21 protein-coding genes are annotated in these 25,081 nt (G+C 74.1%); 7 read left to right on the forward strand and 14 right to left on the reverse strand.

The window, feature by feature from the left end:
- Window positions 1–31: 31 nt before the first annotated feature.
- From ftsW to mraZ, 9 genes are all read right to left on the reverse strand, one after another.
- Window positions 32–1,291 (reverse strand): putative lipid II flippase FtsW, encoded by a 1,260-nt coding sequence (gene ftsW, locus ABD401_RS10600; protein WP_344604422.1) that lies wholly within the window; start codon window positions 1,289–1,291, stop codon window positions 32–34.
- A gap of 27 nt (window positions 1,292–1,318) precedes the next feature.
- A complete protein-coding gene (gene murD, locus ABD401_RS10605; protein ID WP_344604424.1) occupies window positions 1,319–2,782 on the reverse strand; it encodes a UDP-N-acetylmuramoyl-L-alanine--D-glutamate ligase in 1,464 nt (487 codons plus the stop codon).
- Window positions 2,782–3,852, reverse strand: coding sequence for a phospho-N-acetylmuramoyl-pentapeptide-transferase (gene mraY, locus ABD401_RS10610; protein ID WP_344604426.1), 1,071 nt, complete (start codon window positions 3,850–3,852; stop codon window positions 2,782–2,784). The genes murD and mraY overlap by 1 nt, the downstream gene beginning before the upstream one ends.
- Window positions 3,849–5,288, reverse strand: coding sequence for a UDP-N-acetylmuramoyl-tripeptide--D-alanyl-D-alanine ligase (locus tag ABD401_RS10615; RefSeq protein WP_344604428.1), 1,440 nt, complete (start codon window positions 5,286–5,288; stop codon window positions 3,849–3,851). The genes mraY and ABD401_RS10615 overlap by 4 nt, the downstream gene beginning before the upstream one ends.
- The gene (locus tag ABD401_RS10620; protein ID WP_344604430.1) at window positions 5,285–6,853 is read right to left on the reverse strand and encodes a UDP-N-acetylmuramoyl-L-alanyl-D-glutamate--2,6-diaminopimelate ligase; all 1,569 of its coding nucleotides are present in this window, start codon (window positions 6,851–6,853) and stop codon (window positions 5,285–5,287) included. The genes ABD401_RS10615 and ABD401_RS10620 overlap by 4 nt, the downstream gene beginning before the upstream one ends.
- Window positions 6,854–6,889: 36 nt before the next feature.
- Window positions 6,890–8,782 carry a peptidoglycan D,D-transpeptidase FtsI family protein gene (locus ABD401_RS10625; protein ID WP_344604431.1) on the reverse strand — a complete coding sequence of 631 codons (1,893 nt, stop codon included), beginning with the start codon at window positions 8,780–8,782 and terminating at the stop codon, window positions 6,890–6,892.
- A gap of 113 nt (window positions 8,783–8,895) precedes the next feature.
- Window positions 8,896–9,591, reverse strand: a complete 696-nt coding sequence (gene ftsL, locus ABD401_RS10630; RefSeq protein ID WP_344604433.1) for a cell division protein FtsL — start codon at window positions 9,589–9,591, stop codon at window positions 8,896–8,898.
- A complete protein-coding gene (gene rsmH / locus ABD401_RS10635) occupies window positions 9,588–10,553 on the reverse strand; it encodes a 16S rRNA (cytosine(1402)-N(4))-methyltransferase RsmH (protein ID WP_344604435.1) in 966 nt (321 codons plus the stop codon). The genes ftsL and rsmH overlap by 4 nt, the downstream gene beginning before the upstream one ends.
- A gap of 222 nt (window positions 10,554–10,775) precedes the next feature.
- The gene (gene mraZ, locus ABD401_RS10640; RefSeq protein ID WP_344604437.1) at window positions 10,776–11,207 is read right to left on the reverse strand and encodes a division/cell wall cluster transcriptional repressor MraZ; all 432 of its coding nucleotides are present in this window, start codon (window positions 11,205–11,207) and stop codon (window positions 10,776–10,778) included.
- A gap of 347 nt (window positions 11,208–11,554) precedes the next feature.
- Between mraZ and ABD401_RS10645 the strand changes: the two genes are divergently transcribed.
- Genes ABD401_RS10645 through ABD401_RS10655 form a run of 3 tightly spaced genes read left to right on the forward strand, consistent with a single transcriptional unit; the run spans window position 11,555 to window position 16,309 of the window.
- Complete coding sequence (locus ABD401_RS10645; protein WP_344604483.1) at window positions 11,555–12,523, forward strand: AAA family ATPase; 969 nt, start codon at window positions 11,555–11,557, stop codon at window positions 12,521–12,523.
- A 52-nt stretch (window positions 12,524–12,575) separates the two neighbouring features.
- Complete coding sequence (locus tag ABD401_RS10650; protein ID WP_344604439.1) at window positions 12,576–13,871, forward strand: DUF58 domain-containing protein; 1,296 nt, start codon at window positions 12,576–12,578, stop codon at window positions 13,869–13,871.
- Window positions 13,868–16,309, forward strand: a complete 2,442-nt coding sequence (locus ABD401_RS10655; RefSeq protein ID WP_344604441.1) for a transglutaminase TgpA family protein — start codon at window positions 13,868–13,870, stop codon at window positions 16,307–16,309. Before ABD401_RS10650 ends, ABD401_RS10655 begins: the two co-directional genes overlap by 4 nt.
- Window positions 16,310–16,533: 224 nt before the next feature.
- Here the strand turns inward: ABD401_RS10655 and ABD401_RS10660 are convergent, their stop codons facing one another.
- Both ABD401_RS10660 and ABD401_RS10665 read right to left on the reverse strand, forming a co-directional pair.
- Window positions 16,534–16,938, reverse strand: coding sequence for a DUF3040 domain-containing protein (locus ABD401_RS10660; protein WP_344604443.1), 405 nt, complete (start codon window positions 16,936–16,938; stop codon window positions 16,534–16,536).
- 164 nt (window positions 16,939–17,102) lie between these two features.
- Window positions 17,103–17,867, reverse strand: coding sequence for a methyltransferase domain-containing protein (locus ABD401_RS10665; RefSeq protein ID WP_344604445.1), 765 nt, complete (start codon window positions 17,865–17,867; stop codon window positions 17,103–17,105).
- Window positions 17,868–17,958: 91 nt separating this feature from the next.
- Between ABD401_RS10665 and glpK the strand changes: the two genes are divergently transcribed.
- A complete protein-coding gene (glpK, locus tag ABD401_RS10670; RefSeq protein WP_344604447.1) occupies window positions 17,959–19,452 on the forward strand; it encodes a glycerol kinase GlpK in 1,494 nt (497 codons plus the stop codon).
- 133 nt (window positions 19,453–19,585) lie between these two features.
- Window positions 19,586–20,899 carry an MGH1-like glycoside hydrolase domain-containing protein gene (locus ABD401_RS10675; RefSeq protein WP_344604449.1) on the forward strand — a complete coding sequence of 438 codons (1,314 nt, stop codon included), beginning with the start codon at window positions 19,586–19,588 and terminating at the stop codon, window positions 20,897–20,899.
- A 7-nt stretch (window positions 20,900–20,906) separates the two neighbouring features.
- Here the strand turns inward: ABD401_RS10675 and ABD401_RS10680 are convergent, their stop codons facing one another.
- A complete protein-coding gene (locus ABD401_RS10680; protein ID WP_344604451.1) occupies window positions 20,907–21,596 on the reverse strand; it encodes a lysophospholipid acyltransferase family protein in 690 nt (229 codons plus the stop codon).
- Window positions 21,597–21,665: 69 nt separating this feature from the next.
- Between ABD401_RS10680 and ABD401_RS10685 the strand changes: the two genes are divergently transcribed.
- Together ABD401_RS10685 and ABD401_RS10690 are read left to right on the forward strand one after the other, a co-directional pair.
- Window positions 21,666–22,427: an alpha/beta hydrolase gene (locus ABD401_RS10685; protein WP_344604453.1), complete on the forward strand. Its 762-nt coding sequence runs from the start codon at window positions 21,666–21,668 to the stop codon at window positions 22,425–22,427.
- Window positions 22,424–23,299, forward strand: a complete 876-nt coding sequence (locus ABD401_RS10690; protein WP_344604455.1) for a hypothetical protein — start codon at window positions 22,424–22,426, stop codon at window positions 23,297–23,299. The genes ABD401_RS10685 and ABD401_RS10690 overlap by 4 nt, the downstream gene beginning before the upstream one ends.
- 31 nt (window positions 23,300–23,330) lie before the next feature.
- Here ABD401_RS10690 and ABD401_RS10695 read toward each other — a convergent pair whose 3' ends face one another.
- Together ABD401_RS10695 and ABD401_RS10700 are read right to left on the reverse strand one after the other, a co-directional pair.
- On the reverse strand, window positions 23,331–24,038 hold the full coding sequence (locus ABD401_RS10695) for an endonuclease/exonuclease/phosphatase family protein (protein ID WP_344604457.1): 708 nt from the start codon (window positions 24,036–24,038) through the stop codon (window positions 23,331–23,333).
- Between the two features lie 26 nt (window positions 24,039–24,064).
- Window positions 24,065–25,021 (reverse strand): ROK family glucokinase, encoded by a 957-nt coding sequence (locus ABD401_RS10700; RefSeq protein WP_344604459.1) that lies wholly within the window; start codon window positions 25,019–25,021, stop codon window positions 24,065–24,067.
- Window positions 25,022–25,081 lie beyond the last annotated feature (60 nt).

The raw sequence follows: 25,081 nt of genomic DNA on the forward strand, positions 1-25,081 counted from the left end.
AGCGGGGTCCTTGGGCGGCAATCCGATCCCCTCAGGTGCGGGGCGAGCGCCCGAAACCCAGCCACGCCATGGCCCGGCGCAGCGGGCCCGGACCGCGCGCGGCGAGCGCGGCCTGAGCCCCGGGTTCCTGTCTCGCGAACGACAGCAGCATGCCCAGCGCCGCCATCACGGGGAGCAGGGCGGAGCCACCGTACGACACCAACGGCAGCGGGATCCCGGTGATCGGGAGGACTCCCAGCACCGCGCCCATGTTCACCAGCGCCTGCACCGCGATCCACGCCGTGATCGCGGACGCGGCGAGCGTGACGAACATGTCGCGGCTGCGCGCCGCGATCCGGAAACCGGCGACCACGAGCGCGGCGAACAGGGCCAGGACGGCGAGGGCGCCGATCAGCCCGAGCTCCTCGCCGATGATCGCGTAGATGAAGTCGGTGTGGGCCTCCGGCAGGTAGCCCCACTTCTCACGGCTCGCCCCGAGTCCGACGCCGGTGAGCCCGCCCGAGGCGAGCGCGAAGATGCTCTGCGCGCCCTGCCACCCGCTGTCGTGGTAGGACGCGAACGGGTCCAGAAACGAGGTGACCCGGCGCATCCGGTACGGCTCGGTCCAGATCAGCAGGAGCACCAGCGCGCCGGCGAAGGCGCCGAAGAACCCGAAGAACCGCATCGGCGTCCCGGCGAAGAACAGCAGCGCGAGCAGGATCGCGAGCAGGACGACCGTCGTCCCGAGGTCGCCGCCGAGCATGACGAGGAAGATGACCCCGGCCGCCATCGGCACCAGCGGGATCATCAGGTGGCTCCACCGGTCCAGCAGCCGCTGCTTGCGGGCCAGGACGGTGGCACCGAACAGGACGAGGGCGAGCTTCGCCGCCTCGGAGGGCTGCAGCTGGAACGGCCCGCCGAAGTGGATCCAGTTCCGGTTGCCGTTCACCTCGTGGCCGACGCCGGGCAGCAGCACGGCGGCCAGACCGAGGAGCGAGATCGCCATCCCCGGGAACGCGAGGCGGCGGAAGGTGGCCACCGACATCCGGGAGGTCACCCACATCAGCGGCAGGCCGATCGACACCCAGATCGCCTGCTTCTGCACGACCGAGAACACCGAGCCCGACGTCCGGTACGACTCGACGCTCGAGGCCGAGAGCACCATCACCAGGCCGAGCGCGACCAGCAGCAGGGTCGAGGTGAGCACGAGGTAGTACGAGGTCAGCGGACGGTCGAGCGCCCGCAGCCGGGCGGCCACGCCGACGCCGGACAGGCCGCGGGAGGAACCGGTCGAATCGACCGTGACGGCCATCGCCCCTCCCCCGGAAGCTCGTGCTGCCTATCCCGGACGGTCCGCCAGCTCCAGCACGGCGGCCGCGAAGCGGTCCCCGCGCTCGCCGTAGTTGGCGAACATGTCCATCGACGCGCACGCCGGGGCGAGCAGGACGGTGTCCCCTGCCTCGGCGAGTGACGCCGCGGCCGCGACCACCGCGGCCATCGCTCCAGTGTCGGTCGCCGCGACCTCGTGGACGGGCACATCCGGGGCGTGTCGCGCGAGTGCGGCGGCGATCTCACCCCGATCGGCGCCCATCAGCACGACGCCCCGCAGCCGCGCGGCGGCACCCGCGACGAGCTCGTCAAACGTGGCGCCCTTGGCCAGGCCCCCCGCAATCCAGACGATTCGGTCGTAGGACCCCAGCGACGCCGCGGCGGCGTGCGGGTTGGTGGCCTTGGAGTCGTCGACGTAGCGGACGCCGTCGACCGTCGCGACGTCCGCGATGCGGTGCGCGTCCGGCCGGAAGGAGCGCAGTCCCTCGCGGATCGCGGCCGGCTCGACGCCGAACGCGCGGGCGAGCGCCGCGGCCGCGAGGGCGTTCGCGACGTTGTGCGGCGCGTTCGGGACGACGTCCGCGACGTTCGCGAGCTCGAGCGCGGCGGTCCGGCGGTCGTCGGTGAAGGCGCGGTCGACGAGCAGGTCGTCGACGACACCCAGCATCGACAGGCCGGGGGCGCCGAGCGTGAAGCCGATCGCGCGGGCGCCCTCGGCGACCTCGGCGTCCTCGACGAGGCGCTCGGTCACCGGGTCGGCGACGTTGTAGACGCAGGCGACCTGAACGCCCGTGTAGATCTTGCCCTTGGCCCTCGCGTACTCGTCGAGGTCGCCGTGCCAGTCGACGTGGTCGGGGGCGACGTTGAGGACCACCGCGGAGTGGCAGCGCAGCGAGGACGACCAGTGCAGCTGGAAGCTGGAGAGCTCCACCGCGAGGACGTCGTAGCGCTGCTGGCCCGCGGTCTGCTCGGCCATGACGACCTCGAGCAGCGGGGTGCCCACGTTGCCCGCGGCCACGGCACGGAAGCCGCCGGCGTTCAGCATCGAGGTGAGCATCCGCACGGTCGTGGTCTTGCCGTTGGTGCCGGTGATCGCGAGCCAGGGCGCGGCGCCGGTCGTCGGCCGCAGCCGCCAGGCGAGCTCGACCTCGCCCCACACCTCGAGCCCGGCGGCCTGCGCGGCGACCAGCAACGGCGACGACGGCTTCCAGCCCGGCGAGGTGACGACGACGTGCGCCCCGGCCGGGAGGGTGTCCGCCTCGCCCAGCCGCACGGTGGCGCCGAGGGCCTCGAGGACGCCGGCGCGTTCCCGCGCGACGTCATCGGCCTTGCCGTCGACCACCGTGACCGTCGCGCCGAGGCCGAGGAGGGCGTCGGCGGCGGCGAAGCCCGAGACGCCGATCCCGGCGACCACGACGTGGACGCCGGACCAGTCGGCGTCGCGGTTCAGGCCGGCGACGCGGTCACCGGACATCAGACGCCCGCAACCCACTCGGCGTAGAACACGCCGAGGCCGCCGGCGACGAACAGGCCGGCGATGATCCAGAAGCGGATGACGATCGTGACCTCCTGCCAGCCCACGAGTTCGAAGTGGTGCTGCAGGGGTGCCATCCGGAAGACGCGGCGCTTGGTGAGCTTGAAGAAGCCGACCTGGACGATCACCGAGACCGTGATGAGGACGAACAGGCCGCCGAGCAGGATCAGCAGCAGCTCGGTGCGGGTCGTGATCGCGAGACCGGCGATGACGCCACCGAGGGCGAGCGAGCCGGTGTCACCCATGAAGATCTTCGCCGGGGACGCGTTCCACCACAGGAAGCCGAAGCACGCGCCCATCACCGCGGCTGCGACGATCGCCAGGTCGAGCGGAGCCGGGGTCTCGTAGCACTGCGGTTGCGGGACGGCGGGGTTCGGCAGGCAGGAGTTGCCCGACTGCCAGATCCCGATCAGCACGAAGGCACCGGCCACCATCGCCGAGGCGCCGGTCGCCAGGCCGTCGAGGCCGTCGGTCAGGTTCACGCCGTTCGAGGTCGCGGCGATCATCAGGTACGCGAAGACGATGAACCCGATCGTGCCGAGCTGGAAGCCGGTGTCGCGGATGAACGAGATCTCGGTCGAGGCCGGGCTGAAGCCGCGGTAGTCCTCGAACCGGAGCGCGCCGATCGCGAAGACCAGCGCCACGACCGACTGGCCCGCGAGTTTGGCCTTGCTGCGCAGGCCGAGGCTGCGCTGCTTGGAGACCTTGATGTAGTCGTCGAGGAACCCGACGAGCCCGAGGCCGGTCATCAGGAACAGCACGAGCAGCGCCGGTGCCGTCGGGGACTTGTCCCGCAGCACCAGGTGCGCGGCCAGGTAGCCGCACAGGACGGCGATGATGATGACCGCGCCGCCCATGGTCGGCGTGCCGCGCTTGGTCTGGTGCGTGGTCGGGCCGTCGTCCCGGATGAGCTGGCCGTAGCCCTGCCGCACCAGGATCCGGATCGCGATCGGGGTTCCGAGCAGGGTGATGATCAGCGAGACGGCGGCCGCCGCGAGGACGCCTCTCATGCGGTGCCCGCCGGGGTGCCCGCCGGGTCGCCGTGCGCACCGGCCAGCAGCGCCTCGGCCACCTGCTCCAGTCCCGCGGCTCGGGAGGCCTTGACCAGGACGACGTCCGCGGGCGCGAGCTCGCGGGCCAGCAGGGCCGTGGCGGCCACGGTGTCCGGGACGAAGACCGGCTCCTGCGCCCACGCACGCGCGCCGAGCGCGCCGTCGTGGGCGGCCCGGGCGCCGTCGCCGACGACGACCAGCCGGGAGATGTTCATGTCGGCGACCAGCCTGCCCACCGCGGCGTGCTCCGCGGCGGACGACTCGCCGAGTTCGCGCATCTCACCCAGCACGGCCCAGCTGCGCCGCTCCCCCGCGATGGCCACCAGCGCCTCCAGCGCGGCCCGCATCGAGTCCGGGTTCGCGTTGTAGGCGTCGTTGACGACCGTGACCCCGTCCGGACGGGTGGTGACCTCCATGCGCCACCGGCTGCGGGGCGTGGCCGCGGTCAGCGCGGCGGCGATCGCGGCCGGCGTCAGCCCGAGCTCGAGGGCGACCGCGGCCGCCGCGAGCGAGTTCGGCACGTGGTGGGCGCCGTGCAGTCCGAGCGCGACCTCGGCGCTGCCCGCCGGCGTGACGAGGGTGTAGCGGGCCCGGCCGTCGACGAGCGTGACGCCCTCGGCGCGCACGTCGGCGGCATCCCCCGGGCCGTCCCCCAGCCCGTACGTCACGACCCGGGCCGTCGTCCGGCTCGCCATCGCGGCGACCAGGGGGTCGTCGGCGTTGAGCACGGCGACCCCGTCCGCGGGCAGGGCCTCGACCAGCTCACCCTTCGCCTGCGCGATCGCCTCCCGGCTGCCGAACTCGCCGACGTGCGCGACGCCGACGTTGAGCACGACGCCGATGCGCGGCGGGGCGATGTCGCACAGGTAGCGCACGTGGCCGATGCCGCGGGCGCCCATCTCCATGACGAGGAAGCGCGTGCCGGGGTCCGCCCGCAGCGCGGTCAGCGGCAGGCCGATCTCGTTGTTGAACGACCCCGGCGGGGCGATCGTCGCGCCGGCCGTCTCCAGGACGGAGGCGATCAGGTCCTTGGTGCTGGTCTTGCCCTGGGAGCCGGTGACGCCGACGACCGCGAGCCCGTCCGGCGTCGCGAGGCGGCGCACGACCAGCCCGGCGAGCTTGCCGAGGGCGGTCACGGTGTCGTCGACGACGACCGCCGGCACGCCGACCGGGCGGGTGGCGAGCACGGCCCGCGCGCCCTGCTCGACCGCGGCGGCCGCGAAGTCGTGACCGTCCACGCGTTCCCCGGGCACCGCGACGAACAGGGCGCCGCGAGCGACCTCGCGGGAGTCCACGACGACGGGTCCGTCGACCGGCCGCCCGGGGTCCGCCCCCTCACCGTCGATGCGGCCGCCCGTCGCCGCCGCGATCTCGGCGAGCGACAGCGGGATCACTGGCCCTTGCCTTCCAGCGCCTCGAGCAACGCCTCGCCGAGGACCTCCCGGTCGTCGAACGGCTTCACCACGCGCTTGCCCTGCTTGTCCACGGACTCCTGGCCCTGCTCGTGACCCTTGCCGGCGACGACGACCGCGTCCCCGGCCTGCGCCCGTCCGACCGCGAGGGCGATCGCCTTGGCGCGGTCGTGCTCGACGAGGATCTCGGCCCGCTCGTCGGCGGCGACGGACTCCGCGCCGGCGCGGACCGCGGCCAGGATCTCCTTCGGGTCCTCCGAGCGCGGGTTGTCGTCGGTGAGGACGACGACGTCGCCCAGCCGGGCGGCGACCTCCCCCATCAGCGGCCGCTTGCTCTTGTCCCGGTCGCCACCGGCGCCGAGGACGACGATCAGACGCCCGGTCGCGACCGGGCGCAGGGCGGTGAGGACGGTCTCGACCGCGTCGGGGGTGTGCGCGTAGTCGACGACCGCGAGGAAGTCCTGGCCGGCGTCGACCTTCTCCATGCGGCCGGGGACGCCCGGGCACTCCGCCACGCCGCGGACGGCGTCCTCCAGCGGGACGCCCGCGGTCACGAGCGCGACGATCGCGCCGAGCGCGTTGGCGACGTTGAACGCACCGGGCAGCGAGACCGAGGCCGTCGTGCCGACGCCCTTCGGGCCCTGAATCGTGAACGTCGAGGACGCCGGGCCGAGCTCGACGGCCACGGCACGCCAGTCGGCGTCCGGGTCGCCGGTCGCCGAGTACGTGGTGATCGGGATCTGCCGGTTCGCGGCCAGGCGCTTGCCGTACGGGTCGTCGACGTTGACCACGCCGGCCTTCGCGTGCGCCGGGGTGAACAGCGCGGCCTTCGCCTGGAAGTAGGCCTCCATCGTGAAGTGCCAGTCCAGGTGGTCCTGCGACAGGTTGGTGAACAGCGCCGCGTCGTACACGATCCCGTCGACGCGGTGCATGTCGAGCGCGTGGCTGGAGACCTCCATGGCCACCGCGTCGACCTTGCGCTCCTTCATCACGGCGAGCAGCGCGTGCAGGTCGGGTGCCTCGGGGGTCGTCCGGGCGCTGGGCAGCGCCTCGTCCCCGATCCGGGTGGCGACCGTGCCGAACAGGCCGGTGCTGCGCCCGGCGGCCCGCAGTCCGGCCTCGAGCAGGAACGCGGTCGTCGTCTTGCCGTTGGTCCCGGTGACGCCGAGGGTGAGCATCGCCGCCGCCGGGTCGCCGTAGATCGCGGCGGCCAGCGCCCCGAGCGACGCGCGGGCGTCGGAGACGACCAGCACCGGCAGGTCGGCGACGCGCGACCGCTCGCGGCCGAGCGGGTCGGTGAGGATCGCGACCGCCCCGGCCTCGGCGGCCTGGCGCACGAACTCGGCGCCGTGGACGTTCTCGCCGATCATCGCGGCGTACAGATCACCCGGTTGGACCTGCCGGGAGTCGTGCGTGAGGCCGGTGACCTGCACGGTCCGCTGCGCCGGATCGGGCAGCTCGGCGCCGACCAGCGTGCCCAGTTCGGCCACGGTCCGCGGGACCGACTTCTGCGGGCGCAGAGGCGGCGTCGAGGAGGAGGGGGGCACGGCGAGTCAGGGTAGTCAGGCGGCGACCGCCCGCCGTCACCAGGTCAGCGGCAGACGAGCCGGTTTGGTGCCGGTCGGGCGGATGCCCATCGTCCGCAGCGTGAACGTCATGACGTCGAGGAACACCGGACCGCCGAGCATGCCGCCGTAGTGACCGCGGACGGGCTTCTGCAGCGTCACCGAGACGACGATGCGCGGGTCGTCCGCCGGCGCGAACCCGGCGAAGGACGCGGTGTAGCCGCGGTAGCACTTGCACTCGGAGTCGGCGAACTGCGCGGTGCCGGTCTTGCCCGCGATCCGGTAGCCGTCGATCTTCACGTGCGGCGCGGTCCCGCCCGGGGCGGTGACCTGCTCGAGCATCTTCGCCACCGTCGACGCGGTGGCCGCGCTGACGACCGGGCGGGCCTCCGGCGGCTGCGGCGTGTGGGTGACGCCGTCGGCGTCGGTCCAGGAGCGCACCAGCGTCGGCGCGATCCGGACGCCGCCGTTGGCGATGGTCTGGTAGACCGACGCCGCCTGGACGGTGTTCATCGAGAAGCCCTGGCCGAACGGGATCGTGTAGCGGGTCGTGCCGACCCACTTCTCCGCCTTCGGGAGCAGACCGCGGCTCTCGCCGGGGAACTGCAGCCCGGTGGGCTCGGCGACGCCGAACGCCTTGAAGTAGTCGTGGAGGATCTGGGCGTCGAGCTTGTCGGCCGCCAGCACCGTGCCGATGTTGGAGGACTTCGCGAGGATGCCCGCGAGCGTCCAGCGTTCGGTGCCGTGCGGGTCGGAGTCGTGCAGCACGTGGCCGGCGCGGCGCAGCTCGCCGGGGACCGTGAACTTGTCGGTCGGTTTGACGACGCCCTGCTCGATGAGGGCCGCCATCGTCAGCGCCTTCATGATCGAACCGGGCTCGTAGATCTGGGACAGCGCGCGGTTGCCGCGGTTGTCGTCGGAGCCCTTGCCCGGGTTGTTCGGGTTGAACGTCGGCGCGGTCGCCATGGCGAGAATCTCGCCGGTCTTCACGTCCTGGACGATCACCGTGCCGCTCTGGGCACGCGTCTCCCGCACCTTGGCGGCGATGGCCTGCTGGGCGGCGTACTGGATGTCGCGGTCGATCGTGAGCTGCAGGTCCTGGCCGGAGACGGGCTCGCGGTTGCGGATGCCCGCGGTCGCGATCTTCCCGCCGTTGCTGCTGCGCTCGTAGGTCTGTTCGCCGTCGACACCGGAGAGCAGGGCGTCGAACTCGCGCTCGATGCCGCCGCCGGCCTGACCGGAGGCGTTGAGGAAGCCGAGAATGTTCGCGGCCAGGGTGTCCGCCGGGTAGACGCGCTTGCTGGTGACCTCGGCGAAGATCCCCATCACGGGCTTGCCGGTGCCGGGGTCGAGGGTCGCGGCGATGTCCCGCCACCGGTCCGGGTCGATGTTGCGGGCCAGCACGACGTAGCGGCGCGGGCGGTCGCCGAGCCGGCCCGCGAGCCACTCCTCGTCGACACCGAGCTTGGGCGCGAGCACGTGTGCGTAGGCGCGGGGGTCGGGGATCAGCGTCGGGTCGGCGGTGACCGTCCGGGCCTCCACCGAGCGCGCGAGCACGTCGCCGTCACGGTCGAAGATCACACCCCGGGTCGCGGGGATGGCGACCGTCCGCAGGCGCTCGTTCTGTGCCACCGCGGCGTAGCTGCTCGCCTCGAACCCCTGGACCTGGAGCAGTCGGCCGATCAGCAGCGCGACCACGAGCGACAGGCACAGCAGCGCGGCCTGCAGCCGACGGCCGGGGTTGCCCAGCTTGGTCCCGCGGCGCGGGGGCCGCCGCGGACCACGCGGCGGCTTGCGGGCGGGCTTGCTCGCGGACGGCGTGCGGGGTGCGGGTCTGCGCGCGGGCTGACGGGCGGCGGGCTTGCGCGCCGGTGCGCCTCGACGGGCCGGAGGTTCCCGACGGCCAGTCACGTGCACTCCTGTCCCACGAGCACCATCGTGCAGTTCAGAGCTTTGATCGGGCGTTCGCCACGCCGAACCGGCCGAACTGATTCCCCGTCAGTTCCCAGCCTCGGTTCTGCGGGTCAGTTGGACCAGGAGCCCGAGGGGGGTTCGACGACCTGCTCGCCGCCGGCTCGCGAGCCGCCCTTCTCCTGCTCGGCGAGCTTGCGCTTCCACTCCTTCTCGGCCTTCTCCTGCGCGGCCTTCTGCGCGGCGGCGGCCTGCTCGGCCGCGATGCGCGCCCGTTCGGCCTCGGCCGCCGCGGCGGCGCGCTCCTTGCGGGCCTGAACCCGCGCGGCCCGGGCGGCGGCCTGCTCGGCCTCGAGCTGCTGCCGGGCCTCGAGCTCGGCCCGCTCCTCCGGCGTCAGCGGCTTCGGGGCCGCCGGCGCCGGGACCGCGCCGTCGGTGACCGTGCCGTCGGCGAGGGAGACGAAGGAGACACCGGGCGCCGGGACCATGCCGATCTCCCGGGCGGCCTTCGCCAGCCGGTCGGGGGCGGCCGCCCGAGCGAGCGCCTCCTCCAGGTTCTGGCTGCGGTCCTCGAGGGCCGTGGCCTCCTTCTGGAGCTTGCTCGCCGTGAACGAGCCCTGCGCGAGCGCGGTGTTGAACCCGAGCAGCGCGGCGAGCCCGCCCGAGAGAACGAGCAGGAGCAGCATCACGAACGAGGCGCGCCCGGCCCGCGGCACGCGGTCGGGGACCACGGCCAGGGACGGGACGGCGCTCCCCGCCCGGGTGGTGCGCGGCGGCACGGGCCGCGGGGACTGCAGCACGGAGCTCACGCCGCCGCCTCCCGCACCTTCTCCGCCGCCCGCACCCGCGCCGACCCGGCGCGGGGGTTGGCGGCGATCTCGGCCTCGTCCGGTGCGTCGCCCTTGGCGAGCAGGCGTAGGACGGGGGCCGTGCCGGGCAGCTCGACCGGGAGGTCGAGCGGGCCGCCGGCGGTGGCTCCGGCGACGAGGACGCGCTTGACGATGCGGTCCTCCAACGAGTGGTACGTGAGGACGACGATGCGCCCGGAGACCGCGAGCGCGGCGACCGCGGCCGGCATCGCCCGCTCCAGGGCCGCGAGCTCGCCGTTGACCTCGATGCGCAGGGCCTGGAAGGTCCGCTTGGCGGGATTGCCCCCGGTCCGGCGGGCCGGCGCCGGGATCGCCGCACGGATCAGGTCGACGAGGCGGGCGGAGGTCGAGAAGGGCTCCCGGGCCCGCTCGCGCACCACGGCGTCGGCGATGCGCTTCGCGAACTTCTCCTCCCCGTAGGCCCGCAGGATCCGGGCGAGATCCCTCGCGTCGTAAGTGTTGAGCACGTCCGCGGCCGTGGGGCCCGTCGTCGGATTCATCCGCATGTCGAGCGGGGCGTCCTGCGCGTAGGCGAAGCCGCGGTCGGCCTCGTCGAGCTGCATCGAGGAGACGCCGAGGTCGAACAGGACCCCCTGCACGTGCGGGAGCCCGAGCCGGTCGAGCACGTCCGGCAGTTCGTCGTAGACGGCGTGGACGAGCGTGACCCGCTCGCCGAAGGGGGCCAGCCGGGTCGCGGACAGCTCCAGGGCGTGCGGGTCGCGGTCCAGGCCCACCAGGCGCAGGCCGTCGAACCGGCGCAGCATCGCCTCGCTGTGGCCGCCGAGCCCGAGGGTGGCGTCGACCACGACCGCGCCGGGGGTCTCCAGCGCCGGCGCGAGCAGGGCGAGCACGCGGTCCAGCAGCACCGGCACGTGCCGGTCGGCAGGCCCACTACTGGTCACGGTGCGCGTCCTTCGTGCTCGGGTCGTGCTCGGGTCGTGCGGGAAGTTGCTGGTCCGTCGGTGGCGCTGGGACGTGGGGCCAGGTCCCCGCCCGCTCGGTCTCCGGCACCGGGGAAGGTGAGCCGGAGTCCTGGAGCGGGGGGAGACCTCACGCCACGTCGGCGTTCGGGGTCGTGCTCGGGTGGTGCTCGGGGGTGCAGATGGGGGTGCAGATCAGGGCCGTCACATCAGACCGGGGAACACCTCCTCCGACAGGTCGGCGAAGGCCTGCTCCTGGGCGGCGAGGTAGCGGTCCCAGGCGGCGGAGTCCCAGACCTCGACCCGGGCGTTCGCGCCGATGACCACGCACTCGCGCTCCAGCCCGGCGTAGGACCGCAGCTGGGGCGGGATCGTGATCCGGCCCTGCTTGTCGGGCACCTCGTCGGAGGCGCCGGCGTACAGGACACGCATGAAGTCGCGGGGCCCCTTGGACGTCACCGGCGCGGTGCGGAGCTGCTCGGCGATCCGGGCGAACTCGGCGACGGGCCAGATGTAGAGGCAGCGCTCCTGGCCCTTCGTGATCACGAGCCCCTCCGCCAGTTCGTCCCGGAATTTCGCCGGGAGGATCAGCCGCCCTTTGTCGTCCAGCCGCGGTGTGTGGGTGCCGAGGAACACCTCTCCACCCCTCCAACCGCCCGTGGAGCCCATTTTCCTCCACTGGACTCCACCGTACTCCACTTCACTCCACGGTCAACGCCAAACCAGGGGTTTTGTGGCCCGACTCGCGCCCGCCGGGCCGGGACCGGGAGGGTTGCGGGCCGATTCGTGGTGGGAAGCCCGATATGGCGCCGAAATCCGGGGTGCGCGAGCGGGGGTGAACTCACCCGGTCGGCGCTGTCTCCGATGAACCCCTGCCACAGATCGCGGCGGCGGGTGGAGAATGACTGCCCACGACCGACGCACGGCCTGGAGGATTTGTGACCGCTCCGCACGGCGACCCGCCAGGCGGGATCTCCTACTCGATGCCGGTCGGTGCGGGAGGGCTGGGCTCGGGGCTGAGCGTCCCGGAGGTCGCCGGCCGCATCCGGGGGACCGTCGAACGGGTGATCGTCGGCAAACCCGAATCGGTCCGGCTCGCACTGGTGGTCCTCCTCGCGGAGGGCCATCTGCTCGTCGAGGACGTGCCGGGCGTCGGCAAGACGATGCTGTCGAAGGCGCTGGCCCGCTCGGTCGACTGCTCGGTGCGCCGGATCCAGTTCACGCCGGACCTGCTGCCCTCGGACATCACCGGCGTCTCGATCTACAACCAGGAACGCCGCGACTTCGAGTTCAAGCCGGGCGCGATCTTCGCCAACGTCGTGATCGGCGACGAGATCAACCGCGCCTCCCCCAAGACGCAGTCCGCGCTGCTGGAGTGCATGGAGGAGGGCCAGGTCACCGTCGACGGCGTGACCTACCAGCTGGCCGCGCCGTTCATGGTCGTGGCGACGCAGAACCCGGTCGAGATGGAGGGCACCTACCCGCTGCCCGAGGCCCAGCGTGACCGGTTCATGGCCCGGATCTCCATGGGCTACCCGCACGGGACCGCCGAGCTCGACATGATCGACAACCACGGCGCCGCGTCGCCGCTGGACTACCTCGAGCCGGCCACCGACGGGCAGACCGTCGTCAAGCTGATCGAGATCGTCCGGTCCGTCCACGTCTCGCCGGCCGTGAAGCAGTACACGGTCGACCTGGTCGGTGCGACCCGCTCCTCCCCCGAGCTCCGGCTCGGCGCGTCACCGCGCGCGACGCTGCACCTGGTCCGGGCCGCCCGGGCCGCGGCGGCGCTCGACGGGCGCGACTTCGTGCTCCCCGACGACATCCAGGCCCTGGCGATGCCGGTGCTCGCGCACCGGCTCATCACCACGGCCGAGGCCCAGATCGCCCGCCGCACCGCGGCGGCGATCGTCCGCGACATCGTTCGCAGCGTCCCGCTTCCGGGACGCTGAGAGCCGTCGCGGCCGACCCCCGCCGACCTCGACGGCAGGTACTTTCGCAACCGTGCGGATATTTTCCGGGCTGACGCTCCGCGGCCGCTGCTTCCTGGTCGCCGGAGTCGCCGCGTTGGGCTGCGCCCTCGTCCTCGGCCAGCAGGACGTCCTGCGCGTCGCGATCCTGCTGATCAGCCTGCCGCTGGTGTGCGCGGCGGTCGTGTTCCGCACCCAGCACAAGCTCTCCACGTCGCGCGTCATCGAGCCGATGCGGGTGCCGGCCGGTGAGGAGGCCCGGGTCTCCCTGCGCGTCGACAACACCTCGCTGGCCCCGAGCGGCCTGCTGCTCGCGGAGGACAGCCTGCCGCGCGGCATGAGCGCGCGGCCGCGGTTCGTCATCGACCGCCTCGAACCGCGCGGCAAGCGCGAGGTCTTCTACCGGGTGCGCAGCCAGGTCCGCGGCAAGTTCCCGATCGGGCCGCTGCGGCTGCGCCTCGCCGACCCGTTCGGCATGTGCGAGATCTCCCGCTCCTACGCCGGCACCGACGACCTGATCGTGATCCCGGTGGTCGAGCCGGTGCCGTTCGTGGTGCTCGGCGGCGAGTGGACCGGCGGCAGCGAGAGCCACCCGAGCTCGATCCCCTCCGCCGGCGAGGACGACATCGGCACGCGCGAGTACCGCTACGGCGACGCGCTGCACCGCGTCCACTGGCGCTCGACGGCCCGCCGCGGCGAGCTGATGGTCCGCCGCGAGGAGCACCCCCGGCAGAGCCAGGCGACCCTGCTCGTCGACGTCCGCGCCGAGGCGCACGCCGGTGAGGGCCTGCACTCCTCGCTGGAGTGGGCGGTCTCCGCCGCCGCGTCGCTGTCCATCCACCTGATCCGGCGCGGGTTCTCCCTGCGCCTGCTGACCGAGACCGGGCAGCCGCTGGCGGGGATGGCCGCGGACGTCGTCTCCCCCTCCCCCGACGTCGAGGGCCTGCTGCTCGACGCGCTCGCCATGCTGGCGCCCTCGCACACCCCGACGCTCAACGACGCCCTGCGCGGCCTGCACCGGGCCGGCAGCGACAGCCTGGTGATCGCGCTCCTCGGTGACCTCAGCGAGGCCGACGCGGCCGCCCTGGGCCGGCGCCGCCAGGGCACGCAGACCGCGATCGCCCTGATGCTGCGCCCACTGAGCTGGACCCCCGGCGGCGCCGAGGCACGGACCGAGGAGCAGCGCCGGTTCGAGCACAACATCGCGCTGCTGCGCAACGGCGGCTGGCGCGCGGTCCCGGTCTCGGCCGGCGACCGTCTGCCCGACGTCTGGCTCGGGGTCGCCCGCGGCGGCCCCGTCACCGGCATCCGGCCGGCGGGGGTCGCGTGAAGACCGACCTGCGGACCGCGCTCAAGCTGACGTTCGCCGGCTTCGTCGCGTGCGTGCTCACGACGTCGCTGCTGTACTCCGTCTTCGACGGCGACGAGTGGTTCGCCCGCAGCATCGGCGGCATCGTCCTGGTCTTCGGGATCGGCGCCCTCGCGCGCGCCGGCCGCTTCCCCGGCTTCTCGGTGCCGCTCCTGCAGGTCGCCGGTGTGCTGGTCTACCTGACCTCCACCTACGCCCCGGACGACGCCAAGGGTGGCTGGCTGCCCGGCGAGGCGACGCTGCGGACGCTCGGGGACCTCGCCGACGCCGCGTTCACCGAGATCGACACCGTCACCCCGCCGCTGACCCCGTCGGAGTCGCTGACGTTCCTCGTCGTCGCCGGGGTCGCGGCGATGGCCGTCGTGGTCGACCTGCTCGCCGCCGGACTGCGCCAGACCGCCCTGGCCGGGATCCCGCTGCTGGTGCTGTACATCATCCCGGCGGCGGTGCTGCCCGACGGAGTGCACGGCGCGCTGTTCCTGCTGCCCGCGCTGGGATACCTGCTGCTGCTCATCACCGACAGCCGCGAACGGCTGCTGCGCTGGGGCGTCGCGGTCTCCGGCCGGGCCGACGGGGCCCGCACCCGCGCGTCCGGCGAGCTCGGCCAGATGACGCGCCGGATCGGCGTCACCGTCCTCTCGCTCTCGATCGTGATCCCCGCGCTCGCACCACGCCTGTCCGACGGCGCCTTCGGGTCCGGCGGCCTCGGCAACGACCCCGACGGCGGCGGCACCATCTCCACGCTGAACCCGCTCGTGAGCATGCGCCGCGACCTCGTCCGGCCGCAGGACGTCGACCTCATGCGGGTGCGGACCGACTCGGTCAACGCCGACGAGCTCTACCTGCGCGCCGTCACCCTCGACACCTTCGACGGCGAGGAGTGGCGGGCCGGGCGCCGGGAGGTCCGCCGCTTCGACACCGGCCTGCCCAAGCCGATCGGTCTGCCCGACGCGCTGGCCACCGCGACGGTCACCACGACGGTCGAGGCGCTGGACGCGCTGGAGTCCGACTACGTCCCGATGCCGTTCCCCGCCACGCGGCTGGAGATCGAGGGCGGCTGGCGGGTCGACCCGTTGACCAGCAACGTCGTCAGCCACGACGGCCCCAAGCAGATCTCCGGCTCGAGCTACACGGTGCGCAGCTACGACGTCAGCCCGCAGCCGACCGACGTGCTGCCCGCGATCCAGATCGAGCCCTACCTGGAGCCGTACCTGCGGCTCCCGGCCGACCTGCCGAACCGGGTGAAGCAGCTCGCGGAGCGCGTCACCCGCGGCGCGGACACGGTCCTCGGCCGCGCGATCGCCCTGCAGCAGTGGTTCCGCGACCCGAACGAGTTCGCCTACGACCTGCGTCAGCGGCCGGGCACCGGCAAGGACGCGATCCTCGCCTTCCTCAACGACCGCCGCGGCTACTGCGAGCAGTTCGCGTCCACGATGGCCGTGATGGCACGGCACCTGGGCATCCCCGCCCGCGTGAACGTCGGGTTCACCCCCGGCGCCCCGGCCGCCGACGGCAGCCGCATCATCAGCGCCCACGACGCCCACGCCTGGCCCGAGCTGTACCTGCCCGGCGTCGGCTGGACGCGCTTCGAACCGACCCCGGGCAGCGCCCAGTCGAACCCGGACGTGCCGAACTGGCTCGCTCCGCAGCCGGAGACCGAGACCCCCGGCGGCGACGAGGGCCCGGTCGAGGAGGCCACCCCGGACCCGCAGCCGACCGACGCGCCCGGAGCCACCGCCCCGCCGGACCCGGCGGCCGCACCCACCTCCACCGCGTGCCCGCCCGACCCCGACGTGCCCTGCACCGAGCTCCCGCCGCCCCCGGACGACACCGACCTCACCTCGAGCTCCGGCGGCGGCTGGGGCTGGCTGAAGTGGGTCCTGCCGGTCCTGCTGGGTCTCGTCCTCCTGCTCGTGCCCTGGGCCGCCCGCGAGGCCGTCCGGCGCCGGCGCTGGGCCCTGGCCGGCACCGCTGCGGCCGGTGGGGCCGCCGCCGAGTGGGCGTGGGCCGAACTGCGCGACAGCACCGTCGACCTCGGCTACACCTGGCCCGAGGCCCGGACCCCCCGGCAGACCTCGGCGGAGCTCGTCGGCGACGGCAAGCTCGGCCCCCGTGCCGCCGACGCGCTGGCGATGATCACCCAGTACGTCGAGCGGGTCCGCTACGCCCCGAGCGGCACCGGCGCCCCCGCCGGTCCGAGCCGCGACGACCTCCGGACCGCCGTCGACGACGTCCGCCGCGAACTCGGCGAGACCGCCGGCCGACAGCGGCGTCTTCGGGCGACGTTCCTCCCCCGGTCGCTGGCGACCCTCCTGGGCCGCGCCGCCCTCCGGACCCGGGAGCGCGCCGTCGCGGCCCGCCGGTCCGTCCTGCGGACCCTCCGCCTCCGCCGCGCCTGACCCATCCCCCGTCCCACCCCTGCACTGGAGATGACATCTCCAGTGCACAACCCCCCACCCCCGTGGAGATGACATCTCCACTGCACAGCACGCTCCCCCTGCACTGGAGATGACATCTCCAGTGCACGGGGCGGGCGGGGACGCGCGAGAGCCCCGGCCGGTGCGGCCGGGGCTCTCGGAGATCCAGGTGGTGCGCTCGGGCGGTCAGGCCCGGGGAGGAGCGGTCAGCGACCTTCCTCGCGCCGGCGACGCCAGCGGTCCTCGAAGCGCTCGGTCATGCCGCGCTTCGGGCCCTTCGGGCGGCCCTTCGACCGGCCCTTGAGCGGGGTCACGTTGGAGCGGACCGGCTCGGCGCTGCCGGAGACCTTGCGCCAGCTGGTCACCGCGAACAGCGCGGAGGCCAGCATGAGCACGAAGCCCAGAATCCCCACGATCCAGATCGTGGAGACCACACCGGTCATCAGCAGGGCGACGCCGAGGAGGAAACCGACTGCGGACGCGAGGGCCCGGCGCCGGTAGTGCGAGCGCAGGTCAGTGCCGCGCAGCGAGGAGACGAACTTCGGGTCCTCTGCGTAGAGGGCCCGCTCCATCTGCTCGAGCAGGCGCTGCTCGTGGTCGGAGAGCGGCACGGAATCCTCCTATTGGGCAGCCACCCCACGGCTGCCGCGTACCCGCCAGGATAAGCAGCGAACCCCGCGGTTGTAACCCGACCGTGCAGATCCGCCCTCGGATGGCGCAGAGATCTTTGCCGCACCACACCGAAACGCGCCGAAATCGAGCCGAAAGCGGGGCCTCAGGGCCGGACGGCGAGGACGTGCAGCTGGGTCGCGATGGCGCGGAACGCCGGGAGCTCGGCGACGGCGGACTCCAGCGCGACCAGGTCCTCCCGGGCGGCGGCCTCGCCCTCGACGACCCCGCTGGGCACGAGGTCGGAGAACACGCGGACGCCGTGGATGGCGAGGACGCGGGCGCCGGCGGCCTCCAGCATCGCGACCAGGTCGTCCGGGGCGAAGCGGCGCGGGAGCGGGTCGGAGGCGCCCCAGCGGCCGGTGGGGTCCTCCAGCGCGTGCCGGGCCCCGACGACGTGACCGCTGATCGCCCGGGCGAACACGGCCGCGTTGCGGTTGGCGGCGAGCAGGCTGAGCGCACCCCCGGGCCGCAGGGTCGCCAGGGCCGCGGCCAGCGAGGCGGCCGGGTCGTCGGTGTGTTCGAGCGCCCCGTGGCACAGCAGCAGGTCGAACGACCCCGGCGCGGCGACGGCGGCGAGGTTGTCGGCGTCGCCCTGGACGGCCCGGACCTGCGCGGCCACGCCTGCCTCGGCGACGCGGCGCCCGAGCGAGGCCAGGGCGTCCGGGCTCGGGTCGAGAACGGTCACCCGGTGGCCCGACTGGGCCAGCGGCACCGCGAACCCGCCGGTGCCGCCACCGACGTCGAGGACCTCGAGCTCGGTGCGGCCGCCGCCCCGCGGGTCGGCCAGCAGGTCGTCCAGCGCGGGACGCAGGGCCTCCCACACCACGGCCGTGCGCACCGAGCTGCGGGCCCGGGTCAGATCGGCCATCGGTGCCTCCTCGCTGCTGCGGAACTCGCGGTGGGGCTCGTCGCCGGGCGGATCCCGGCGCGGGCCTCGTGATCACCCTAGGGTCTGCGCCATGGCTGTACTCGCGATCGACGCAGGGACGACCGGGGTCACCGCCCTGGTGGTCACCCCCGACGGCCGGGTCGCCGCGCGCGGCTACGCCGAGTTCCCCCAGCACTTCCCCTCGCCCGGTCAGGTCGAGCACGTGCCCGAGGAGATCTGGCAGGCGACGCTGCGCGCGTGTCGCGACGCCCTCGACGCCGCCGCGGCGGCCGGCGTCGACCCGGTGGTGTGCGTCGGCATCACGAACCAGCGCGAGACCGCCGTGCTGTGGGACCGCAAGCGGCTGCGCTCCCCCCGGCCGGCGATCGTCTGGCAGGACCGGCGGACGACCGCGATCTGTGACCGCCTCAAGGAGGCCGGCCACGAACCCCGCGTCGCGGAGCTGACCGGCCTGCGCCTCGACCCGTACTTCACCGGGACGAAGCTGACCTGGCTCACCGAGCACGACACCCGCACCTGGGACGGAGTCCGGGACGGCTCCCTCGCCATCGGGACCGTCGACTCCTACCTGATCGCACGCCTGACGGGTGGTCAGGTGCATGCCACGGACGCCTCGAACGCGTCCCGGACGCTGCTGTACGACATCGGCGCCGGGGCGTGGTCGGACGAGCTGTGCGAACTGCTCGGCGTCCCGCGCGGAGCGCTGCCGGAGGTCGTCCCGTCGTTCGGCGAGATCGGCCGCACCGACCCGGAGGAGTTCCTCGGCCTCGACGTCCCGATCTCGGGCATCGCGGGCGACCAGCAGGCGGCGCTGTTCGGCCAGGCCTGCTACTCCCCCGGCGACTCCAAGTGCACCTACGGCACCGGGTCGTTCCTGCTCATCAACACCGGGTCCGACCTGGTCCGCTCCGACGCCGGGCTGCTCACCACCGTCGCCTGGCAGGACCCCGACGGCTCGCTGACCTACGCGCTCGAGGGCGCCATCTTCGTCACCGGCGCCGCGGTCCAGTGGCTGCGCGACGGCCTCGGGATCATCTCCTCGGCGTCGGAGACGACGGCGGTGGCCGGCACCGTGCCGGACTCCGGCGGCGTCGTGTTCGTCCCCGCCCTCACCGGCCTCGGCGCCCCCCACTGGGACCCGGACGCCCGGGGGACGATCGTCGGCATCACCCGCGGCACCACGCGCGCCCACCTCGTCCGCGCGACGCTGGAGGCGATCACCTACGAGGTCCGCGACGTCATCGAGGTCATGACGGCGGCCGCCGGTCTCGAGGTCCCGGTGCTCACCGTCGACGGCGGGGCCGCAGCCAACGACCTGCTCTGCCAGTTGCAGTCGACCGAGCTCGGCGTGCCGGTCCAGCGTCCCGAGATCCTCGAGACCACCGGCCTGGGCGCGGCGTTCCTCGCCGGCCTCGGCGCCGGCGTGTGGTCGACCCGGGAGGAACTGGCCCGGACCTGGCGACTGGACCGCCGCTTCGAACCCGGCCCCCGGGACGACGCCGGCTACGCCCGCTGGCTCGAAGCCGTCCGCCGCGCCCGGGGCTGGGCCACCGCCACCGCCTGACTGACTCCCCCGGGATGACGTCCCGCACGGGGGCCGTGTCAGCCCTCGCGCGGGCCGACACGGCGCGCTACGGGACGTCATCCCTTCGGTAAATCGCCCCGCGGGAGGCGGTGGGCGTCCCTACCGTCTGGTCATGGAGACTCTGCCCGCCGCGACGACCGCCCTGCCGGTCGGGACCGACCTGGCCGCGGCCGCGCGGGCCGTGCTGGCGGCGAACTGGCGGGGCCGGCACACGGTGCCCTCGGCGCGGCTGTACCCGCACCAGTGGAGCTGGGACTCGGCGTTCGTCGCGATCGGGCTGGCCCACGTCGACCAGCACCGCGCCCAGCTCGAACTCGCGACGCTGTTCGGCGCGCAGTGGCGCGACGGCCGCGTGCCGCACATCGTCTTCGACCCGGACACCCCGGCCGACGCGTACTTCCCCGGCCCGCGGTTCTGGGCGCCCGGGGCGCCGGTGCTCCCGCGCCGCGCGACGTCCGGCATCGTCCAGCCGCCGGTGCACGCGCAGGCGACCTGGGAGATCTACCGGCGCGCGGGCGACCGCGCGGCCGCGGCGGACTTCCTCCGCCGGATGTACGAGCCGCTCTGCGCCTGGCACGACTACCTGCTGACCGCCCGCGACCTCGGCGGGGCCGGTCTCGCCGCGATCGTCCACCCCTGGGAGTCGGGGATGGACAACCACCCGGCCTGGGACGAGGCGGTCGCCGCGATCTGCGCCGCCGGGGCCACGGTGCCCACCGCACGCGCCGACCTGCACCACGTCCCGGCGACGCAGCGGCCGGGCGACGCCGACTACGCGGCCTACATCGACCTCGCGACCCGCTACCGGGACCGCGGCTACTCCGACGTCGACCTGCTGCCCGGCCACGGGTTCGTCGTCGAGGACCCGCTGTTCAACGCGGTGCTCGCCTGGTCCGAGGAGGCCCTCGCCCGCATCGCCGCCGTCGTCGGCGCCAACTCGTGCTGGCACACCGAGCGCGCGACCGCGCTCGGGGCGGCCCTCACCGAGCGCCTCTTCGACGACGACCTCGGCCTGTTCGTCCCCCGCGACGTCCGCACCGACCGCCGCGTCCCCGTGCCCGGGGTCGCCGGTCTCGTCCCACTCCTCGCGCCCGGGGTGCCGGCCGACGCGGCCGTCCGGACCCGCGCACACCTCGACGGCCCCGGCTTCGCGGGCGCGCTGCTGCCGACGCTCGACCGCACCAGCCCGGACTACGACCCGCAGCGTTACTGGCGGGGTCCGTCCTGGGCGAACACGACGTGGCTGGTGATCCGCGGCCTGCGCCGCCACCGCGACTACGCCCGCGCCGAGGCGCTGCGTCAGGGCCTGCTCGACGCCGTCCGCGCCGAGGGATTCCGCGAGTACTACGACGCCGACACCGGCACCGGGGCGGGGACAACGGAGTTCTCCTGGACCGCGGCTCTGGTCCTCGACCTGCTGGCCTGAAGACCCGTCAGGTCGACGGCCGCGCCTGCGCCTCCTTGGCCGCGCTCGCGTACATGTCGACGTACTCCTGGCCTGAGAGCTGCATCAGCTCGTACATCAGCTCGTCGGTGACGGACCGCAGGACGAAGCGGTCGTCCTCGAGCCCGGCGTAGCGGGAGAAGTCCAGGGGCGGTCCGATCTTCACCCCGACGCGGGCGATCTTCGGGATCACCTTCCCCGGCGGCTGGATCTTCTCGGTGTCGACCATCGCGACCGGCAGGACGGGGACGCCCGCCTTCAGCGCGAGCCGGGCGACGCCGGTCCGGCCGCGGTACAGCCGGCCGTCCGGGGAGCGGGTGCCCTCGGGGTAGATGCCGAACAGCTCGCCGCGGCGCAGGACCTCCAGGCCGGCGTTGAGGGCGGCGTCGGAGGCGGTCCCGCCGGAGCGGTTCATCGGGATCTGGCCGACCCCGCGGAAGAACCCCGCGCTGAACCGGCCCTTGAGGCCCGTCCCGGTGAAGTACTCCTCCTTGGCCACGAACGTGATCCGGCGCGGCACCACCAGCGGCAGGAAGAACGAGTCGGAGAACGAGAGGTGGTTGCTGGCGAGGATCGCCGGGCCGTCGGTGGGGATGTGCTCCAGCCCCTCCACCCACGGGCGGTAGAGCACCCGCAGCAACGGCCCGAGCGCGAGATGCTTGAGGAACCAGTACAGCAACCCGCACCCCTCCCTGAAGACCGGTCGTCGCCGCCGGAAGCCTAGGGCCGCGCCACGTACCATTCCCTCGTGCCGATTCTGCCGGGGGCGGAGCCCTATCACCACGCGGGCGGCCCCGTCGGCGCCCTGATGTGCCACGGATTCACCGGGAGCCCCCAGTCGATGCGCCCCTGGGCGGAGCATCTGGCCGCCGCCGGCCTCACCGTGGCCCTGCCGCGGCTGCCCGGCCACGGCACCCGGTGGCAGGACGCCAACATGACCACCTGGGACGACTGGTACGCCTGCATCGAGCGGGAGTTCCTCGCGCTGCGGGAGCGCTGCGAGGCGGTGTTCGTCTGCGGTCTGTCCATGGGCGGGACGCTCAGCCTGCGCCTCGCCGAGCAGCACGGCCGCGACCTGGCCGGCGTCGTCGTCGTGAACCCGTCGGTGATCGGCCTGGACCCCCGGCTCAAGGTCCTGCCGGTCCTGCAGCGGGTCCTCCCCTCGCTCGGGGGCATCGGCAGCGACATCAAGAAGCCGGGGGTCGACGAGCTGGCCTACTCCCGGGTCCCCCTGCGCGCGCTGTACTCGCTGCGCCGGGCCTGGGACGTCGTCCGCGCGGACCTGCCCAAGGTCACCCAGCCGCTGCTCCTGCTGCGCAGCGCGGAGGACCACGTCGTCGAGCCGGAGAGCTCGCGCCTGGTGCTGGCCCGGGTCTCGTCGACGGACGTCACCGAGATCGTGCTCGAGGACAGCTACCACGTCGCAACGCTCGACAACGACGCCGACCGGATCTTCGGCGAGAGCCTGGACTTCATCCGCCGCATCCGGCCCACGGTGACGTCGGGGTGAGCACCCCCCACCGGACCAACGGGCTCTCCGCGGAGCGCTGGGTGCCCCTGGTCGACCTGGAGCCCCAGCTGGCGGACGCCCTGCTGGAGGCGCTGCGGGAGGAGGGCGTGGCCGCCTACGCCTCCCCCGCCCCCGGGGTTCGAGGGCCGTACATGGACATCCAGCTCCCGAACCGCCCGACCGACCGGGTCTTTGTCGACGCCGGCGCGGCCGGCGCCGCCCGGGCCGTGCTCGACGCCCGCCGCGACGAGTTCGGCCCCGGCGACGTCCCGCCTCCCGACAGCTCCTCGCCGGCCACCGCGCCGGCCACCGCTCCGGACGCCGCCCCGCCGGACGTCGTGCCCCCGGGGAGCGCGGCGGGGACCGCGGCCGAGGAGGACGGCCAGGACTTCGACGCGGCCTGGCGGGCGATCGTGGCCGGGTACGGCCAGACCTCCACCGAGCAGCAGCCGGTCGCCCCCTGGTCCCCGGCCGAGGACGTCGAGCCCGACGCGCCCAGCGCGAGCGGCTCGTGGCGGGTGCTGCGCCGGGGCGAGGGCCGGGGAGAGGGCGAGGACGAGGACCCGGACGCCGCGTGGGGCCTGCCCGGCGGCGCGAGCACGCCCGAGGAGCCCGAGCCGGCGGAACCGGAGGAGCACTACGTGCCCCCGCCGCCTCCCCCGCTGCCGCGGATGGACCTGCAGACCAAGCTCTCGTGGCTCGGGGTCGTCGGCGGCCCGATCCTGCTGGTCCTGTTCACCTCGCTGGACTGGTACCCGATCGAGGGCGCGACGTTCCTCGCCATCGCCGCGTTCGTCGGCGGGTTCGCCTCGCTGGTCTACCGAATGAAGGACGACGGCCCGGACGACGGCGACAACGGCGCCGTCGTCTGACGCCCAGCCTGACTCTCAGCCTGACTCTCAGTCAGACACCTTCGGCAGCAGGGAGTTCCAGCTCCGCCAGCACGGGCAGGTGGTCGGTGGCAGCGGCCGGGTCGGCCGCAAGGTCGGCGGGCACCCCGGCCGACCGGACCTCGATCCCCGGCGAGACCAGCAGGGCGTCGATCCGGCGGTTCGGGCCGCGGGCGGGGAAGGTCAGCTCGCCGCCGGTCGGCGCGGTCGCCCAGGCGTCCCGCAACGACGCCGTCAGCAGCGTCCAGACGCGGCTGCCGGGGACGTCGTTGACGTCCGCCCCGAGCACCCGGTGCGGGACGTCCGCCGCCTCGAGGCGGGCGAGCACCCGGCGCGTCTGCTTCTCCCGCTCCAGCGGGTCGAGCGAGAGATGCGTACCGCCGACCAGCAACCGGGCGGCACCGTCGGGCCGGCCCACGTCGACGACCGCCGACGCGAGTGCCCGACGGTGCCGCCGCCCGGACCGGGGCAGGCGGACGCGGGACGCGGAGACCAGCCGCACCCGGGGACCGCCGAGCAGCAGGTTGCCCGCAGCGGATCGCCCGCCGGTGAGGACGGAGAGCCCCGCCGCCGCGGCGAGAGCCCGGCACCGGCGCGGCGAGAACAGGAATCGCGGCGCCTCCTGGACGCAGACCAGGTCCGGGGCCAGCCCGCGCAGGATCGCCGCCACGGCGTCGGCGTCGTCCCGGAGCGAGCGCACGTTGTAGCTCACGACGCGCACGCGCACTCCGGGGTCGGGCGAGCCGCTCAGGTGGCGGCCTCCCGGGCCAGGTCGGCCGCACCCACGAGCCCGGCGGCCGAGCCGAGCCGGGCCGGCCGGATCTCGGCCTCGGGACGGTTTCCGGTGGCCGGCAGGCGGCGGCGGAACTCCGCACGGGCGGGCTCCAGCAGCCGGTCACCGTTGCCGGCCACCCCGCCGCCGATCACGACGACGCCGGGGTCGAGGACGGCGGCCACGGCGGCGAGCCCGCGGCCGAGCCAGCGCCCGAGGTCGGCGAGCAGCTCGCCGGCGACGGGGTCACCCGCAGCCGCGGCGTCCTGCACGTGGGTTCCCTCCAGCGCCTCGGGGTCTCCCCCGCAGGCGGCGACGAGGGCTTCCGCGCCGGTCCCCGCAGCGAGGGCGGTCACGACCAGGTCGCGGGCCGCGCGCGTGAGCGCGGTGCCGCTCGCGTACTGCTCCCAGCAGCCCGACTGCCCGCACCCGCACGGCCGGCCGTCGGGCACCAGCGGCAGGTGCCCGAGCTCCCCGGCGACGCCGAAGCCGCCCCGCACCAGCCGGCCGTCGAGGACGATCCCCCCGCCGATGCCGGTGCCGACGGTCACGAGCACCATCGAGTCCGCACCCGCGCCGGCGCCGAACCGCGCCTCGGCCCAGGCGGCGGCGTTGGCATCGTTCTCCAGGATCACCGGCGTCCCGAGCCGGTCGCTCAACTGCGCGGCGAGCGGGACGTCGGTCCACTGCAGGTTCGGGGCGAACAGGACCCGCCGCCGGCCGGCGTCGACGAACCCGGCCGCCCCGATCCCGACCGGCCGGCCCCGCGCCTCGTCCCCGAGTTCGGCGACCGCATCGGCGATCGCCGCCACGACCGCGTCCGGCCCGTCGGGGGTCTCACGCCGCGTCTGGGCCCGCACCGCACCGTCGGCGGCCACCAGGCCGACCGCGATCTTCGTCCCGCCGAGGTCGACGCCGACCGCAACGTTCACGGACGCTCCTCCTCCGAACCTGACGACAGCGGTGTCATAGCTGACGGGAGATCAGTTCGT

This window comes from Sporichthya brevicatena (assembly GCF_039525035.1).
Lineage (GTDB): Bacteria > Actinomycetota > Actinomycetes > Sporichthyales > Sporichthyaceae > Sporichthya > Sporichthya brevicatena.